The 16,487-nt window shown below is 71.0% G+C and carries 14 protein-coding genes; 6 read left to right on the top strand and 8 right to left on the bottom strand.

Annotation, left to right across the window (positions count from 1 at the left end):
- The first annotated feature begins 108 nt into the window (after positions 1–108).
- From DKL51_RS02795 to DKL51_RS02785, 3 genes are read left to right on the top strand one after another with little or no spacing between them, the layout of a single operon-like run.
- Positions 109–2,328 (top strand): molybdopterin-dependent oxidoreductase, encoded by a 2,220-nt coding sequence (locus DKL51_RS02795; RefSeq protein ID WP_109943781.1) that lies wholly within the window; start codon positions 109–111, stop codon positions 2,326–2,328.
- Between the two features lie 39 nt (positions 2,329–2,367).
- The gene (locus DKL51_RS02790; protein WP_207783775.1) at positions 2,368–2,667 is read left to right on the top strand and encodes a hypothetical protein; all 300 of its coding nucleotides are present in this window, start codon (positions 2,368–2,370) and stop codon (positions 2,665–2,667) included.
- Complete coding sequence (locus tag DKL51_RS02785; protein WP_109943782.1) at positions 2,619–3,776, top strand: acyltransferase family protein; 1,158 nt, start codon at positions 2,619–2,621, stop codon at positions 3,774–3,776. The genes DKL51_RS02790 and DKL51_RS02785 overlap by 49 nt, the downstream gene beginning before the upstream one ends.
- A 130-nt stretch (positions 3,777–3,906) precedes the next feature.
- On the opposite strand, the gene DKL51_RS02780 is transcribed toward DKL51_RS02785, so the two are convergent.
- The 3 genes from DKL51_RS02780 to DKL51_RS02770 all read right to left on the bottom strand — a co-directional run bounded on the left by DKL51_RS02780 (position 3,907) and on the right by DKL51_RS02770 (position 8,460).
- A complete protein-coding gene (locus DKL51_RS02780) occupies positions 3,907–4,854 on the bottom strand; it encodes a sugar phosphate isomerase/epimerase family protein (protein ID WP_109943783.1) in 948 nt (315 codons plus the stop codon).
- Positions 4,855–4,874: 20 nt separating this feature from the next.
- Positions 4,875–6,986 (bottom strand): PQQ-dependent sugar dehydrogenase, encoded by a 2,112-nt coding sequence (locus DKL51_RS02775; RefSeq protein ID WP_109943784.1) that lies wholly within the window; start codon positions 6,984–6,986, stop codon positions 4,875–4,877.
- A gap of 424 nt (positions 6,987–7,410) precedes the next feature.
- A complete protein-coding gene (locus DKL51_RS02770; RefSeq protein WP_109943808.1) occupies positions 7,411–8,460 on the bottom strand; it encodes a zinc-dependent alcohol dehydrogenase family protein in 1,050 nt (349 codons plus the stop codon).
- 128 nt (positions 8,461–8,588) lie between these two features.
- Between DKL51_RS02770 and DKL51_RS02765 the strand changes: the two genes are divergently transcribed.
- A complete protein-coding gene (locus DKL51_RS02765; protein WP_109943785.1) occupies positions 8,589–9,011 on the top strand; it encodes an acyl-CoA thioesterase in 423 nt (140 codons plus the stop codon).
- A gap of 45 nt (positions 9,012–9,056) precedes the next feature.
- Here DKL51_RS02765 and DKL51_RS02760 read toward each other — a convergent pair whose 3' ends face one another.
- Both DKL51_RS02760 and DKL51_RS02755 read right to left on the bottom strand, forming a co-directional pair.
- On the bottom strand, positions 9,057–9,269 hold the full coding sequence (locus tag DKL51_RS02760; protein ID WP_109943786.1) for a DUF1737 domain-containing protein: 213 nt from the start codon (positions 9,267–9,269) through the stop codon (positions 9,057–9,059).
- Between the two features lie 126 nt (positions 9,270–9,395).
- Positions 9,396–10,199 (bottom strand): hypothetical protein, encoded by an 804-nt coding sequence (locus DKL51_RS02755; RefSeq protein ID WP_124811689.1) that lies wholly within the window; start codon positions 10,197–10,199, stop codon positions 9,396–9,398.
- A 296-nt stretch (positions 10,200–10,495) separates the two neighbouring features.
- Here DKL51_RS02755 and DKL51_RS02750 point away from each other — a divergent pair, with 296 nt between their 5' ends.
- Positions 10,496–12,079: a DHA2 family efflux MFS transporter permease subunit gene (locus tag DKL51_RS02750; RefSeq protein WP_109943788.1), complete on the top strand. Its 1,584-nt coding sequence runs from the start codon at positions 10,496–10,498 to the stop codon at positions 12,077–12,079.
- Positions 12,080–12,155: 76 nt separating this feature from the next.
- Here the strand turns inward: DKL51_RS02750 and DKL51_RS02745 are convergent, their stop codons facing one another.
- From DKL51_RS02745 to DKL51_RS37045, 3 genes are all read right to left on the bottom strand, one after another.
- Positions 12,156–14,198, bottom strand: a complete 2,043-nt coding sequence (locus DKL51_RS02745; RefSeq protein WP_260428353.1) for a hypothetical protein — start codon at positions 14,196–14,198, stop codon at positions 12,156–12,158.
- Between the two features lie 176 nt (positions 14,199–14,374).
- Complete coding sequence (locus DKL51_RS02740; RefSeq protein WP_109943790.1) at positions 14,375–15,325, bottom strand: hypothetical protein; 951 nt, start codon at positions 15,323–15,325, stop codon at positions 14,375–14,377.
- Between the two features lie 352 nt (positions 15,326–15,677).
- Complete coding sequence (locus DKL51_RS37045; RefSeq protein WP_369008540.1) at positions 15,678–16,229, bottom strand: zinc ribbon domain-containing protein; 552 nt, start codon at positions 16,227–16,229, stop codon at positions 15,678–15,680.
- Between DKL51_RS37045 and DKL51_RS36085 the strand changes: the two genes are divergently transcribed.
- Positions 16,143–16,445: a hypothetical protein gene (locus DKL51_RS36085; RefSeq protein ID WP_243420456.1), complete on the top strand. Its 303-nt coding sequence runs from the start codon at positions 16,143–16,145 to the stop codon at positions 16,443–16,445. The two genes, DKL51_RS37045 and DKL51_RS36085, sit on opposite strands and share 87 nt — an antisense overlap.
- The last annotated feature ends 42 nt before the right edge of the window (positions 16,446–16,487 follow it).

The raw sequence follows: 16,487 nt of genomic DNA, 5'->3' as shown, positions 1-16,487 counted from the left end.
ACCGGCGGTGTGCCCGCACACCGCCGGAGCCGTTCGCCAGGGGGTGACAGCCGCTCGGCGGCGTGCCAACATACCGACCAGTCGGTATCCCATGGGAAGGGGCCCGCGATGCCGGGGACGACCGCAACGCGCACGGCGTACCGCACCTGTCCACTGTGCGAGGCGACCTGTGGACTGACACTGACCATCGCCGACGACCGGGTGACGCACGCCCGCGGCGACGGCGAGCACGTCTTCAGCCACGGTTTCGTCTGCCCAAAGGGGGCCGCGTTCCCGCAGCTTCTCGCCGACCCGGATCGCCTGCGCCGGCCGCTGCTGCGCGTCGACGGCACGCTGCGCGAGGTCGGCTGGGACGAGGCGTTCGCCGCCGTCGAGGCCGGGCTGGCGGCCGCCCGGGTCGGCGGCCGCGACGCGGTCGCCGTCTACCTCGGCAACCCCAACGTGCACACGATGGCCGGCGGACTCCACGTGGGTCCCCTGGTGCGGGCGCTCGGCACCCGCAACGTCTTCTCCGCCAGCACCGTCGACCAGATGCCCAAGCACGTCTCCTCGGGCTACCTCTACGGCGACCCGAACGCCATCCCGGTGCCCGACCTCGACCGCACCGACCTGCTCGTGCTGCTCGGCGCCAACCCCTTCGAGTCCAACGGCAGCCTCTGCACCGCGCCCGACTTCCCGGGCCGGCTGCGGGCTCTGCAGGCGCGCGGCGGCCGGTTCCTGGTCGTCGACCCCCGGCGCACCCGCACGGCCGCCGCCGCCGACGAGCACCTGCCCATCCGGCCCGGCACCGACGCGCTGCTGCTCTTCGCCGTCGTGCACACCCTCTTCGACGAGGACCTCGTCCGGCTCGGCCGGCTGGCGGAGCACGTCACCGGCCTCGACGGCGTCCGGGAGCTGGCCGTGGCGTTCGCTCCCGAGCGGGTCGCCGAGCGGTGCGCGGTGCCCGCGCCGCGCATCCGCCAGCTCGCCCGCGAGCTGGCGGCCGCCCCCACGGCCGCGGTGTACGGGCGCATCGGCACCAGTACGGTCGCGTTCGGCACGCTGACGAGCTGGCTGGTCGACGTGGTCAACGTGCTGACCGGCAACCTCGACCGCCCGGGCGGGGCGATGTTCCCCCTCGCCGCCCACCAGCGAGCGCGTGCCGCCGGCCCCGGCAAGGGGTTCCGCACCGGACGCTGGGCCAGCCGGGTGCGCGGCCTGCCGGAGGTCAAGGGCGAGCTGCCGGTCGCCACGCTGGCCGACGAGATCTCCACGCCGGGGGAGGGCCAGGTCCGGGCGCTGATCACCGTCGCCGGAAACCCGGTCTTGTCCACCGCGAACAGCGAGCGGCTGGATCGGGCGCTCGCCTCGCTCGACTTCATGGTCAGCGTCGACCCGTACCTGAACGAGACCACCCGGCACGCCGACGTGGTGCTGCCGCCGCCCGACCCCGCCCGCACCGGACACTACGACTTCGCGTTCCTCACCCTGGCCGTGCGCAACGTGGCGAGCTACTCGCCGCCCGCGCTCCCGCTGGATCCCGACGGTCTCGACGAGTGCGACATCCTCGCCCGGCTCACGCTGATCGCCGCCGGGCAGAGCGCCGGCGCCGACCCGGCGGTGCTGCACGAGCGCCTGCTCGGCCAGGTCCTCGCCGAGGCGGCTGAGGGACTGGGCCGGCCGGCGGCCGAGTTGAGGGCGCTGCTCGCCGGGCACCGGCCGGCTGAACGTCTCCTCGACGCGCGGCTGCGGCTCGGCGCGTACGGCGACCTGTTCGGACAGCGACCGGACGGGCTGTCCCTGACCCGGCTGCTCGACCATCCGCACGGCATCGACCTGGGGCCGCTGCGGCCGCGGCTGCCCGAGGTGCTGCACACGCCGAGCGGGACGATCGAGCTGTGCCCGCCGCCGATCGCGGCCGACGTGGTCCGGCTGCACGAGGCCCGCGACGCGCCGCCGGAGGGCTTCGTCCTCGTCGGCCGCCGGCACCTGCGGTCGAACAACAGTTGGATGCACAACGTGCCGGCGCTGGTGAAGGGCCGGGACCGCTGCACCCTGCAGGTGCATCCGGACGACGCGGCGAAGCTCGGGCTGGCCGCCGGGGACACCGCGCGCGTCTCCTCGCGGGTCGGGTCGGTCGTCGTCGCCGTGGAGCTGACCGCCGACACCATGCCGGGCGTGGTCAGCCTGCCGCACGGGTGGGGTCACGACGTGCCGGGCACCCGGCAGTCGGTGGCGCGCGCGCACGCCGGCGTCAACAGCAACGTGCTCACCGACGAGACGGCCGTCGACCCGCTCTCCGGCAACGTCGTGCTCAACGGCATCCCGGTGGGCGTGGAGCCCGCCTGACCTGCGGCGCCTGCCGAGAGCATCGAACCCGCATTCGCCATGAGTCGTGACGGGCTGCTGCCGCGCTGGTTGAGCCGGGTGCATCCGCGGTTCGGTACCCCGCACCGCATCACCATCATCGTGGGTGTCGTGGTGGCCGTGCTCGCCGGGTTCATCCCGCTGGAGGAACTCGCTGAGCACCCTTCGCAGGACCGCGCCGCGACGTCCCCGCTTGTGCAGCGGTCATACGGGCAGTCTTTTGGGCCGTGGACCCCATCGATGTGCGGGCCCGTGCCGGAGAGAATTTGCATATGTCCACGGTCGTCCAGGGCCGGCGATTGCAACGCCTGCCTGCGATAGACAACCTCAAGGCCGCCATGGTGGCGTGGATCATCGCCGGTCATGCCCTGGTCGGCTATTCGGCGATCGGCGGCTGGCCCTACGACGAGGTCAACGAGGTCACGTTCGACCGCCGATCAGAGTTGGTGCTGGCCGTCCTGATCGGCCCGTCGGCGCTCTTCGTCGTCGGCACCTTCTTCTTCCTGGCCGGACTGTTCTCGCCCGCCGCCATCACCCGCAAGGGGCCGGCACGGTTTGCGGGCGAGCGGATCCTGCGGCTCGGTGTGCCGTTCCTGGTTTTCCTGGGACTGCTCTGGCCCCTGTTCATGTGGGCCGCCTACCGCTCGGCCGGCTTCCGCGTCTCGTACTGGTGGGCCTTCACGCACCGGAAGCCCTTCCTGGATTCCGGCCCGCTGTGGTTCGCCGAGGTGCTGCTGTACTTCTCCCTCGCGTACGCGACCTGGCGCTGGGTCGCCACCCGGCTGGGTCGGCACCCTCGACCCCACCCCGGACCGTTCGGCGGTCGTCAGCTGGTCGCGCTCGCCGTCGCCGTTGCGGTCGCCTCGTTCGTGGTCCGGCTGTGGTACCCCGCCCGGAGCACCCAGATCCTCGACCTGCACCTGTGGCAGTGGCCGCAATGCCTGGGGATGTTCGGGTTGGGCGTCGTCGGGGCCCGGCACGGGTGGATCGGCAACGTGCCGGAGAGCGTGCGGCACGCCTGCGGGCTCGCGGTGGCGGGCACGCTGGGCGCGGTACCGGTGCTGGCTGTCGCGCTGGGTGTGTCGAGTCTCGCCGAGGCCGCCACCCCGTTCCTCGGCGGCTGGCACTGGCAGGCGCTGCTGCTGGCCTCCGTGGAGGCATGCCTGGTGGTCGCCGGATCGGTGTGGGCGCTCGGCACGGCACAGCGCCGCCTGGTGGACGGGGGGCCGCTGTCGGCGGCCTGCGGCCGCGCCGCGTACGCCGCATTCGTCGTGCAGGGACCCGTCCTGCTGACCTTGGCGATCGCGGCCCGCCCGCTACCCCTGCCGGCCGAGGCCAAAGCCCCGCTGGTGGGGGCGCTGGCCGTTCCGGCCTGCTTCTGGCTCGGCTGGCTGATCATCGAGCGCACTCCGCTCGGCCGGCTCCTGTAGCCGGCCGTTTTTCGGTCCGGGTGAGTCGGCCTCGACCTGGTGGGTGACGGCCACCAGGGCCGGTGATTCTGGCACATCTCCCATGAGCCAGACGCCGGCCCTGGCGGCCGTAAACTCTTTCCGGGGTCGTTCAGAACCGCAGCTTGCGCAGGTAGCGGTAGCCGACCTCGGCGGTCTGCTGCGGTGTCACATCGGGGGTGTCGTTCTCGACGATGTACTCGAGGGCCGAGTGCTCCTGGAAGATCCGAGCGAAGTCGATCATCCCCGTGCCCAGGTCGGCCATGTCGCCGTTGGACTCGTGCCGGTCCTTGACGTGGTACTGCAGGACCCGCTGCGGCGCGGTGCGGATGACGTCCAGCGCGAAGCCCTCGGGGTCGGCCACGCCGTCGCCGGAGTTGATGCCGCCGGTGACGGCCCAGTAGAGGTCGACCTCCAGGTGTACGAGCTTCGGGTCGAGCTCCGCGGTCAGCACGTCCCAGGGGCGCTTGCCACCGCCGAGGTCGATGGTGAACTCGTGGGCGTGGTTGTGGTAGCCATACCGCAGGCCGGCGGCGGCCGCCGCCGCGGCCTCGACGTTCATCTGTTCCGCCCAGCGCTTCCAGTCGTCCTCGCGCTCTGAGTACAGGTACGGCACCACCATGAAGGACTGGCCCAGGGTGAGCGCGTTCTGGATCTTCTGTTCCAGGGCGGTCGCGTCCGCGCTGATCCCGTCGTGGCTGGAGCTGGCCCTGATGCCGATGCCGTCCAGGAACTGGCGCAGCTGGGCAGCGGTACGCCCGAAGTAGCCGAGCGCCAACTCCACGCGCGGGTAGCCGATCTGGGCGAGGCGGGTGAGGGTGGCGTCGTACCCCGGCGCGCCCCACAGCGCGTCGCGTACCGTCCAGAGCTGGATGCTGATCAGGCCCGGGGGTACGTGCTGCAGCCCGGTGGTCCGGGTGGTGGCCGACGCCGCCGTGGCGCCGATCCCCGCCGAGGCGAGCCCGACGCCGGCGAGCGCCGCCACCGAACCGCGCAGCAGGCTCCGTCGGTCAAGGACGGACCGCCGCAGCGCGGCCTCTCCGTCGAATCCGTAACACATGATGACTCCTTCTCTGGGGTCTACGCGCTGGGGACCAGGACGACCTGGTCCGTTCCGGTCAGGGAGGGCAGCCCGTCACCACCGGGATCGGTGTAGGACGCGACGAACACGGCGCTCAGGTCGTCGGTCGCCGGGTCGTGGCCGGACGGCACCGTCGTCTGGATCGAGCCGGTGCAGCCGTTGGCCGTGGTCTGCGGGTGCCCGTGCGTGTCGTGGCCGAGGACGTACGTGACGCTGACCCGGGAGCAGTCCACCGGCTGGTCGTCGGTCACCTTCACCTCGAACTGCACGGTGTCGCCGAAGGCGAAGGGCTGGCCGTCGACCGGCTTGACCAGCTCCACCACCGGCGCGGCGTTGCCGACCACGATCCGGACCGACGCGGACGCCGACAGGCCGCCCGGGTCGCTCACCTTGAGCGTGGCGTAATAGAGGCCGTTCTCCCGGTAGGTGAAGGTCGGGTTCGCCGTGCGCGAGTCGACCTTGCCGTCGTTGTCGAAGTCCCACGCGTACGACAGCCGGTCGCCGTCGTAGTCCGTGGTGCCGTCGCTGGAGAACGTGACGGTCAGCGGCGCGATGCCGTTGGTGGGCGTGGCCGAGGCCTGCGGAACCGGGGTGTGGTTGCCGGTCCAGCCGGTGTAGTCGATCCGGGCGAGCTGCGCGTCCGGGTTCTCGCTGAAGAAGCCGTCGCCGTACTCGAGGACGTAGAGCGCGCCGTCCGGGCCGAACTCCAGGTCCATCGGGTTGTCGAAGGTGACCGAGGGGAGCACGGGCTCGATCCCGGCCAGGTCGCCGCTGGAGTCGAGGTGGAAGCCCTTCACGTAGTCCCGGGTCCACTCGTAGAACAGCGGCATCCCGTCGTAGTACGCGGGCCACGCCACCGGGGTACGCCCCCGGGTCGTCGGGGAGGCGAACTGGTACGCCGGCCCGGCCATCGGTCCGATCCCGCCGGTGCCCAGCTCGGGGAACTGCGCCGAGGGGCCGTACGTGTACCACACGTCCGGCTGCTGCACCGGTGGCAGCTCCCGCAGCCCCGTGTTGTGCGGCGACTCGTTGACCGGCGCGGCGCAGTTGAACGGTGCGCCGGACTGGCCGGTGGCGAAGTCGTAGTCCACGTACGGCAGCTGGGCGGTGGCGCAGTAGGGCCATCCGTAGTTGCCGGCCTTCCGGACCGCGGCCCACTTGCCGTGTCCGGCCGGCCCGCGCAGCGGATCCGCCTGGCCCGCGTCCGGCGAGTAGTCGGCGATGTACAGCTCGTCGGCCGGGCGGTTGAACTCGATCCGGAACGGGTTACGCAGCCCCATCAGGTAGATCTCGGGCCGGGTCTGCGGCGTGTCCTTCGGGAAGAGGTTGCCGGCCGGGATGGTGTACGACCCGTCATCGCGGACCTTGATGCGCAGGATCTTGCCGCGCAGGTCGTTGGTGTTGGCCGAGCTGCGCTGCGCGTCGTAGGCCGGGTTGCGGCCGGGACGCTCGTCGAGGGGCGTGTATCCGCCGGATTCGAACGGGTTGGTGTCGTCGCCTGTGGACAGGTACAGGTTGCCCTTGGCGTCGAAGGCGATGTCACCTCCGACGTGGCAGCAGATGCCCCGGTCGACCGGTACGTCGAGGATCTGCTGTTCGGTGGCGAGGTCCAGCTTGTCCTTGACGAGCCGGAACCGGGAGAGCCGGATGACCCCCTTGAACGGCGCGAAGTCGTCAGCGGTGCCCCAGCCCGGCGCGTCGCCCTCGTTGACGTTCGGGGTCGACGGGTCGTCGACCGGGGTGTTCATCGGCGGCGAGTAGTACAGGTAGACCCAGTTGTTGCCGGCCTTGCCGAAGTTGGGATCGATCGCGACGTTCTGCAGGCCCTCTTCGTCGTGCCGGTAGACGTCCAGGGTGGCGGCGATCGTGTTACGGCCGGTGGCGGGGTCGTGCAGCCAGACCTCACCGGCGCGGGTCACGTGCAGCACCCGGCTGTCCGGCAGCACGGCGAGGTCCATCGGCTCGCCCGGGTTGTCGTTGAGGGTGACCTTCTGGAAGTTCGTATCGGGCGGCGCGGCGGTCGTGCCGGGCTCGGCCATCGAGACGGTGGGCGTGGCGACAAGGCCGGTGATCGTGAGGCCCGCTACGGCGAGCGCGAATCGTCTCTTCATCTGCCTCTCCTTCTACTGAGGACTGACCGGGGCAGGTCGGGGACGTACTGGCTTGTTCCTCCTGTGTGGACGGTCCGGTTTCTGGGCAGTCGTGACCCGCCCGTCGCCCGGTGACGGGCGAAGGGTCGGGGAGTCAGGGTGGGTCGGGTCAGGTCAGGTGTCGACCGGCTGTCAGCCGTTGTTGTGCGCTGGCGTCTCGATTGCGGTCAGGCCACCGAACCCGCGTATGCCTGCCGCGTCACATCGACGAAACCCTGTCGTCATGCGGCTGACGCTACAAAACATATGTTCATGTGTCCATAGCTTCTGCCGCTGGCGACCAGACTTTTCTACAGACCGACGAAAGTTGGTGTCCAAGCTTGCGCAAGGTCTCGCCCTGCGGCCCCTCCGTCACCTGAACGTCACCGGGTCTGTACTCGCGAGCTCACCTGGCGCGGATGAGGCACATCCCGCCGCGAGCAGGCTGATCCATCGCGGCCAACGCGTCGGGTACTTCGTCGAGGCCGATCGTGCGGGTGATCAAATCGGCGGGGCGCAGTACACCGGCGGTGACCAGCCGGAGCAGCTCGGGATACGCGTGCGCCGGCATGCCGTGACTGCCCAGGAGTTCCAGCTCGTACGCGATCACGAGCTCCATCGGCAGGGCCGGGCGGCCCTGGGCGGCGGGGAGGAGTCCGACCTGCACGTGCCGTCCGCGCCGGCGCAGGCTCTCGATGGAGGCGGTGCAGGTGGCGTGACTGCCCAGCGCGTCGAGCGACAGGTGGGCACCGCCGCCGGTCGCCTCCCGAACCGCCGCGGCCACCGCGCCGGGTCCGGTGAGCCTACTGCCGTCCAGACAGACCGTGGCCCCGCAGCTTCTGGCCAGCTCCAGCGCCCCGGGGGCCACGTCGACCGCCACCACCTGGGCGCCGCACGCCGCCGCGATCATCACCGCGGACAGCCCCACTCCGCCGCAGCCGTGCACCGCCACCCACTCGCCGGCGGCGACCCGACCCTGGCTGACCACGGCCCGGAAGGCCGTGGCGAAGCGGCATCCGAGTGCCGCCGCGGCGGGATAGTCCAGGTGATCGGGGAGCCGGACCAGGTTGACGTCGGCGTTCTGCACCGCCACGTACTCGGCGAACGAGCCCCAGTGGGTGAAGCCGGGCTGCGTCTGCCGCTCGCAGACCTGCTGGTCGCCGGACAGGCAGGCTGGGCACCGCCCACAGGCGCAGACGAACGGGGCGGTGACCCGGTCGCCGGGTCGCCAGCCGGTTACGCCGGCACCGACCGCCGTGACCACGCCGGCGAACTCGTGGCCGGGGACGTGTGGCGGGCGGATGTCCGGATCGTGTCCCTGCCAACCGTGCCAGTCGCTGCGGCACAAGCCGGTCGCCTCGACCCGGATGACCGCGCCCCCGGACGGCGGCACCGGATCCGGCACCTCTCGCACCTCGGGTCGGGCACCGAACTCGTCGTAGATCACCGCACGCATGCGCCGCATCTTCACACGCCACCGGTCGTCCGGCCCGCCCGACCCCCCGCCTGACCTGCGGCATGTGCCGTCAGGGGCCGGTCCACCACCCGCCGGCCGGTGTCGTACCCACCGTTAGGCTCCACCACATGGGAGATCCGTTCCGGGTGCGCGTCGCCGTCCGCGGCTACGAGCTCGACACCCAGGGCCACCTGAACCAGGCCGTCTACCTGCAATACGGCGAGCACGCCCGGTGGGAGTGCCTGCGCGCCGCCGGCATCTCGCAGGACCGGCTCATCGCCAGCGGGGTGGGACCTGTCGCCTTGGAGGTCACCCTGAAATACCTGCGCGAGCTGCGGGGTGGGGACGAGGTGGACGTGTCCTGCGAGTTCCGCTGGGGCGAGGGCAAGACCTTCCAGATCGTCCAGGACTACACCCGCGCCGACGGCACCCAGGTCGCGACGCTGACCGGGGTGGGCGGGCTGCTCGACCTGTCGGCCCGGCGGCTGGTGCCCAACCCGCGCGAGCGGTTCCAGGAGTTGGCCACCAGCCCAGGGCCGCTCAACCTCTGAGGCCGGACCGGCAGCGGGCGACAGGCCGCAACAGCCAAGGGCCGTCTAGCGTGTGCTGCTCTCGGGCGCCTCGGTTCCGGCGGAGCCGGCCAGCACCAGCGCTTGGGCGGCGATGACGCGCTCGCCGTTGAAGGTCAGTGCCGGCGATCCATACAGCTGATAGCCCTGGTCGAGAAGGCCGCTGACGCGGGCGCAGAATGCAGCGTCATCGGGTCCGGTGACGAGGCGGTAGCGGAGCGGCTGAGAAAGATCCGACATCGTTGCATTGTGCCCGCCCGGCCACGCCGGAGCTGAGCAGTCGCGGTTACGCCCCGTCGTGCTCTGCCGAGCGGCAAGCGGCAGGAGCGGACGCGTGCGGGTGGCCGGGGGGGACGCCCCGGCGGGCTACACACGGCTCGGTGTGGGGTTGGACCCGGCGCGCCACAGGCCGGCCGACAGGGCCAGCATCCAGGCGACGAACAGGCCCACCCCGATGAGCGAGTAGCCGCCCTCGACGTCGCGTCCGACAAGGTTGGAGATCGACGCCAACAGGAAGACTCCCGCAAGGACCAGCCCGCTGATCCGCAGCCACCGCCACAACAGCCCGCTGCGCAGAACCGCTACGGAGACCGCCGCGGCCAGGGCGGCCACGGACCATACGACCGGCGTGCGGCCCTGCAGCTGATTCAGCGCCTCGACCGCGCCGGGCTCGTTGCTGTCGGCGACGGCGACCAGCGCCGTCTCCGCCGCGGTCGACATGAACCCCAGGACGAGAAAGATGGTGCCAGCGACCAGCACGGCGACCGCCACTGTCTCCTGCCCGGCCCGCCAGATGACCACCACGAACGGGGCGAGGAAGGCGATGAACGCCAGCAGACCGAGCCCGAGCGCGACCTCACTGGCCAGCAGGGCACCGCGGTGGGCGACGTTGTACGAGGCGACATTGGCCGCCGACGAACTGGCCGGCCCGGTTCCCTGCAGCACGTGATGAACCACGAACAGCAGGGCGAACACCAACGCGCCGGTCGCCGCCAGCCGTAGGGACGGACCGCGCCCATCGTCAACATTCACGCTCGTCATCAGGCCATCATCAGGTACGTCCCGCCTCCCGTACAGTCCGTATCTGACGCTGCGTACAAGGCTCAGCATGGTGGCTGGTTGATCCGCCACGGCGCTGTCCCCGACCTTGCCTTCCGCGACGTCGGCCACCAACCATCCGCCCCCGGCCCGGCTGATCGCCGTTCCGGGACCAGTGGCGGACGCCTCCTCGAACGGGTGCGGCCGGCCGACCCAGCACGCCCGCCGCCCCGGAAGGCACGTCATGCTGACGGCGGGCTGCCAACGGTCGGTGCCGCCCGCCGCGGCCGGTGTCGGTAATCCGAGCGCCAACTGTCGGTGCTGCTGGTTAGTCTGCCTCCGGACGTCCGCCCCGCACGCGACCCCACGCGCCGGCAGGCGCGCTGCCGCCACCCCCTCAAACCCGATCGAGCACAGGGAGACCGTTTGTGATCAACCAACCTGCCGCGGCATCGGACAAGCTCGACGCCGCGGTCCTCAAGGTGGCGGGAGTTGTCGTTCTCGGTGCCATCATGTCGATCCTCGACGTGACGGTCGTCAGCGTCGCGATCCCGACGTTCCAGAGCGAGTTCGACGCGTCGTACGCCCGAGTGGCGTGGACGATGACCGGCTACACCCTCGCGCTGGCCACGGTGATCCCGCTCAGCGGGTGGGCCGCCGACCGGTTCGGCACGAAGCGCCTCTACATGATCGCGCTGGCGCTGTTCACGATCGGATCCGGGCTGTGCGCCACCGCCGACACGATCACCGAGCTGATCGGCTACCGCGTGCTTCAGGGCCTCGGTGGCGGCATGCTCATGCCGTTGGGCATGACGATCATGACCCGGGCGGCCGGGCCGCACCGGATCGGCCGGTTGATGGCCGTCCTCGGTATCCCGATGCTGCTCGGTCCGATCGGCGGCCCGATCCTCGGCGGCTGGCTGATCGACACGGCGAGCTGGCACTGGATCTTCCTGATCAACCTGCCGATCGGCGCCATCGCGCTGGTCTACGCGCTGCTCGCACTGCCGAAGGACAACCCCGAGCCGTCGGAGTCGTTCGACTTCCTCGGCATGCTGATGCTCTCGCCGGGGCTCGCGCTGTTCCTCTACGGCGTATCCTCGCTGCCCGAAGCCGGCACGTTCGCCGACACCGAGGTGTGGCTGCCGATGCTGATCGGCGCGGCGCTCGTGGTCGCCTTCGTCGCCTACTCGTTCAAGCCCCGGCACCCCCTGCTCGATCTGCGGCTGTTCGCGAACCGCAACCTCACCATCGCGGCGGTGACCCTGTTCGTGTTCATCATCGCCTTCATGGGTGCCGGCCTGCTGTTCCCGAGCTACTTCCTGCAGATCCGCGGCGAGTCGACGCTGACCGCCGGCCTGCTCATGGCGCCACAGGGCATCGGCGCGATGATGACCATGCCGATCGCCGGCATGCTGGCCGACCGGGTGCCGGTGGGCCGTACGGTGCCGTTCGCGCTGGTGCTCATCGCGGCCGGGTTCTTCACGTTCACCCAGGTCGACCCGCACACCTCGTACTGGCTGCTCTGCGGCTCCCTGTTCGTCATGGGCCTCGGCATGGGCGGGACGATGATGCCGATGATGACCTCGGCGCTGAGGACCCTGCACGCCCAGGACGTGGCCCGCGGTTCCACGCTGGTCAACATCCTCCAGCAGATCGGTGGCTCCATCGGTGCGGCGGTGATGTCGGTGATCCTCACCAACGAGCTCAACGGTTCCCAGCCGATCCCCGGTGTGACGGCTCCCAGCGGCGAGCCGGTCACCGAGGCTGGGCTGGCCATCGCCGTGCAGCAGCAGCCGGCGCTCACCCAGCAGTTCCCGGTGCCCCCGTCGCTCATCGAACGCGGCCTCGACTTCGCGGCCAGCTCCTTCGCCACCACCTTCTGGGTCGCGTTCGCGCTCGTGCTGGCCACGTTCATCCCGGCCGCGTTGCTGCCGCGGCGGCGCCAGCCGTCGCACCTGGCCGACAACCAGCAGGAGCAGCAGCCTCCGACGCCGGTCGCGATCCACTGAGACATCCGTCGGGGCCGTCGGGCGTGGCTCGACGGCCCCGCGGCTGTCTGCGTGGATCGCACGACCGGTCACGGCATCACGGGCAGGGCCCTCCCGCGCAGACGTCGATGATCTCGCCGGTGAGCAGGAACCTCGCCTTCTGCTCCTGCGCGCCGAGCTGGGCGCGCGGGAACTCGTGCGGGTCGGCGCCGTACTCGGGGCCGGCCGGGGCGAGGTTCGTGGGCGGTGGCGCGTACGCCTGACCGCTGTTCCAGATCACGATCGCGGAACCGGCATACGGGTACGCCGGGATCGGTGCGATGCCCCAGTACGGCTCCACGTCGAGTGACCACCCATCGGCGAGGGCCGGGGTGTGCAGGCGGGCGCCGATGGTGCGCGCTTCGACCTCGGCGGCGGCGGGGGAGACCTGGTGGTCGCCGAAGGCCACGTGCATCAGCACCTGGTGCGACGGGGTGCCCGGCAACGGGTTGTCGGTCATGTGCTGGGCGTACCCGTTGGCCTCGGACCGGTCCCACAGCATCTGGAGCAGAGCGAGGATCAGCTGCTGGTCGACCTTGTCCGGGTAGTACCCGTCCATGATCGACTGGAACGGCGCGAAGTCGACGCTGCGCTGCAGCAGCGTGGAGTAGTTCATCGCCGGCACGCCGAGCACCGACCGGGTCCAGTCCTGGGCGACGGCGGTGAGCGCACCACCGTTGATGCCGCCCTGGCTGTTGCCGTCGTAGTGCAGCCCACCCGGCACGTTGATCAACGGCTGCCCGGTGGCGTCCTGGAACGCCGGGTCGGCGACGAACCCGTCCGGGTGGATCATCGTTCGGCCGAGGAAGAGGAAGTTCAGGAAGCTCTGCTGCAGCCGGTCCACCACCGCGGGGAAGGCGCTGAGGTTGGTGAAGGCGCCGGCCACGTACGGGACGTCGGCGTTGGCCATGCCGATCCAGCTGGTGGCGCAGAAGGTGAAGTCGTGGGTGGCCGACATGGTCTTGACGTTGCCGGCGTTGATCTCGGTCGGCCTGCCGAGCAGGCCGTGGCCGTAGAGCGAGAGGTGTGCCGGGCTGGTGGCGGAGGCGCTGCGCGGGATGTTGCACACGAAGTCGGCCTGCAGCGTCGCCCCGGACGGCGTGGGCATGGCGTACGACGTGCCCGCTCTCCCGTCGCCGTCGGCCGGGCCGTAGTGCAGCCGCGAACCGGGCCCGCCGCTGCCGGTGAGATAGGACGGTACGCCGATGGTGCCGCTCACCTGCCGGGCGATCCGCGAGTCCTGCTCCGGAGTGTAGTTGGTGACCTGGGTGACGGTGAACGACGGTGCCGCCGCGCCGAGGCCGGCGAACGCGTCGTCCCGGACCGCCAGCATCCGGCCGGTCAGACCCTGCCGGCTGGCCACCGTGAAGTCCCAGGCCAGGTAGAGGTCGCCGCGCTTGACCCCGGCGGTGGTGAGGTCGGCGAGGATCCGCTTCATCTGCGGGACGCGGGGGTCGAAGGCGTCGACGCCCGCGCCGGTGACGTACGCCGTGAACGCGGCCGGCGCCGGGATGACCGCCCCGTTGCTGTTCCGCATGCCGCGCAGGCCGACGACGTACCGGGTGCCCTCGTTCAGCGCCACCGCCGGCCGGATGATGAGCAGCTGCCGGTCGGGCTGACCGGTGGCGTGCGCGTCCAGCTCGGCCCAGTACGGTGTGCGCTCGCCGGTGGCGGTGTTGACCAGCACGATCGGCGCGTCCGGCGCCAGCGAGCGGCCGATGTCGGTCACCGGCGCGATGCCCGTGGCCCTGGCATCCAATCCCGGAACGTGCACCAGGATCGGCTCGCCCGGGCTGAACCCGTCCTGCCGGTTCCATTCCGTCTGGTCGATCGGAACGCCGCGCACGTTGGTCGGCATCGAGGAGGCCTCGAACTGCACCCGTCTGCCCGTCGGGCTGGCCGGATCGGGCACGGTGAAGTAGTCGTTCGGGAACGGCAACAGGCACGCCGTCGGGTCGATCGGGTCGCAGGCGCCGTACGCGGACGGCTGCGGCGGCACCGAGGGCGGTTCCGCCGCGGCGGCCGGACCGAGCAGTACGGCACCCATGGTCACCAGCACGGACAGGGCGAGACGGAGCCGTTTGGGGATGGTCACACGCATCTCCTTGCCGGGGGACGGGGTGGACGGTTCACGATGCACGAAACCGACGGTGGTGAAAGGAGCGCTGGGCGGCGTGCTGTTCTTCCTACGCTCGCGAAGGGTTGACGGCAAGGGCCTGACCAGCCATTGTCCCCGTGTGGCGGCCTTGCCACCTCGGAGGATCACCTCGGCTACTGCTACCGCTCGTCGCCTGCCCCCCGCTGGATGTGCACGTGCCCAGGCCGATTCTTCATCTTCGACGGGGCGGCGACGCGGGACAGCCACCCGGCCGCCTCATCGACCGGCAGCACCCGATCCAACCGCACCTCAGGGTGCAGCATCGGATACGTCCGGCCGATGTTCCACGTCCACAGGTACGGCGGCGGATCGAGCACCACCACGCGACGCCCGTCCAGCACCGGGATGTCCGCCGGCCTGCCCTCGTTCCAGATCCACTCGCCATAGGCGTCGACCAGGTTGAACTGACCCCTGATCCGGCCCCCGTCCGATTGGAGCGGTCCGTCGGTGGCCGCCGCGACCCAGGACGGATCCGGCGCAACACCTTCCAGTAACCCGGCGGCCGGGTCACCGCTGAGGGTGGCGGCCAGCAGGGTGTGCAACTGGAAGTTGTCCCCGACCCCGCTGATCGTCACCTCGAACCCTCGCCCGCTGGGCCGGTGCAGCACCACCAGTTGCTCGTCGTCAAGCACTTCCAACAGTCCATCGAGGCACTGCAGATCGGGCCGAAGCGGTGCCACCCGGCCAACCGCCTCGGCCAGTTGCCCGCGCGACGGAAACCCTGTCCGGACCTGGGCGATCTGCAGCAGAGTCGTGGCCGCCAATGCCCACTGGGCCGACGAGAACCAGCCTTCGGCCAGGACAAAGGCGTCGTACTCCGACAGCCCTGTCGGTCGCCGCCGCCAGGGGAGGCGACGCCGCCGATTGGTCAACGCGGTGATGGCGGCGTCGAATGCCGTCTGCTCGTTGACCGGCTCCGGCAATTCCGCACGATCACCGACGATCGACCGCCATGCCGCCGCGAACTGCGCCGATACGTCCAGCGACCGCCCGAGGCCGGCGACGACCGGGGCAACCAGGCCGTCCGGATCGGCGCCATCCTCCACGAAGGCCCCTGCCAGCACGGCCACTGGCCACCGATGCCCAGCGGCGCATCCTCGAATAGGGCCAGGATCCGCCCCAGAGCCCGGTCCAACTCGCCCGGATCAGCGCCCTGTGCCGCCTCCCACACCAGGGGGATGCCCATCTGGAACGCGACAGGGTCGGAACTTCGCGCTGCGGCTTCCAGCTCGTCGCACCGTTGATCAAGCATCCGGGGATGTTATCGATACTCGCGCCGGTCGGCGGGGCGGTACGCCGCGGACGTGCATGTGCGTCTCGTGGTTTCGCCCAGCATTCCGGCTGCTGCGCGGCCCCTGCAGGTCCGCGACGGTGGAAATATCAGCTGCCGCTGTGGGGGCGCGGTGGGTAGCGCGGTGTCCACTAACGTTCACCGGGTTCCCGGTGCGCGTTGTGGATCCTCGCCGGGTGGGCGAGCGACTCCCCACCAGGTGGTGGGGCGGGCCTCCGCGGGCCAACTGATCCTCGCGCCGCCTGTTGTGGGCGGCGGGGGTCACGTCGGGACTGGCCGGCACCGGGGAGGTGTCGACCGGCTCGACGGTGCGTGACCACCTGCGGCAGCACGACGGCTGTCGGGGTGGTGGGTCCGCCGCCCGGAACACGGGTGGCGATGCTGGCGGCCGCGACCAGGTCACGGTGCCCGGAGAATCGACAGCGCGGGCAGGACAAGGTCCGGCCACGAGGTTTCGGAACGCGTGCGCGGCAGGCGGGGCAGGTGGACGAGGTGCCGCGCTCGTCGACCAGATGGACGGTGATGCCGGCCAGGGTGGCCTTGTCGGTGAGGACCTGCAGGAGCCGGCCGATCTGCCACTGCCGTAGACGCAGGTTGTGCCGCCGCCCCGCATCACTGTCCAGCACCCCTCGCGGGTCACCGACGTGCAGCACACCGACCCGCTGCTCTACCGCCCAGGACACGACCTGGCGGGCGGCTTCATGCTGGGCCTGACGGACTCTGCGCCGATGCCGGCCCTCCACCAGCCGCGCCCGGCGGCGGTACTGCCGCCACCGCCGGGAACCCCGCTGACCAGGTTTCGGTGCGCGGCGGGCGACGGCGCGGCGGCGGGCTTTGCTGTCGGCGAGGTGCATGCGGTGCCCGGCCCAGACGCCGCCAACTCCCGGCACAACTGCTGATAGCCGGCCAGCGGTGGGTCGTGGCGGCGCCGCCGCCACGCG

The organism is Micromonospora globispora (assembly GCF_003857015.1).
Taxonomy (GTDB): Bacteria; Actinomycetota; Actinomycetes; order Mycobacteriales; family Micromonosporaceae; genus Micromonospora; species Micromonospora globispora.
Note: the sequence above shows the minus strand (reverse complement) of the source record. Positions and strands in the feature narration are given on the sequence as shown.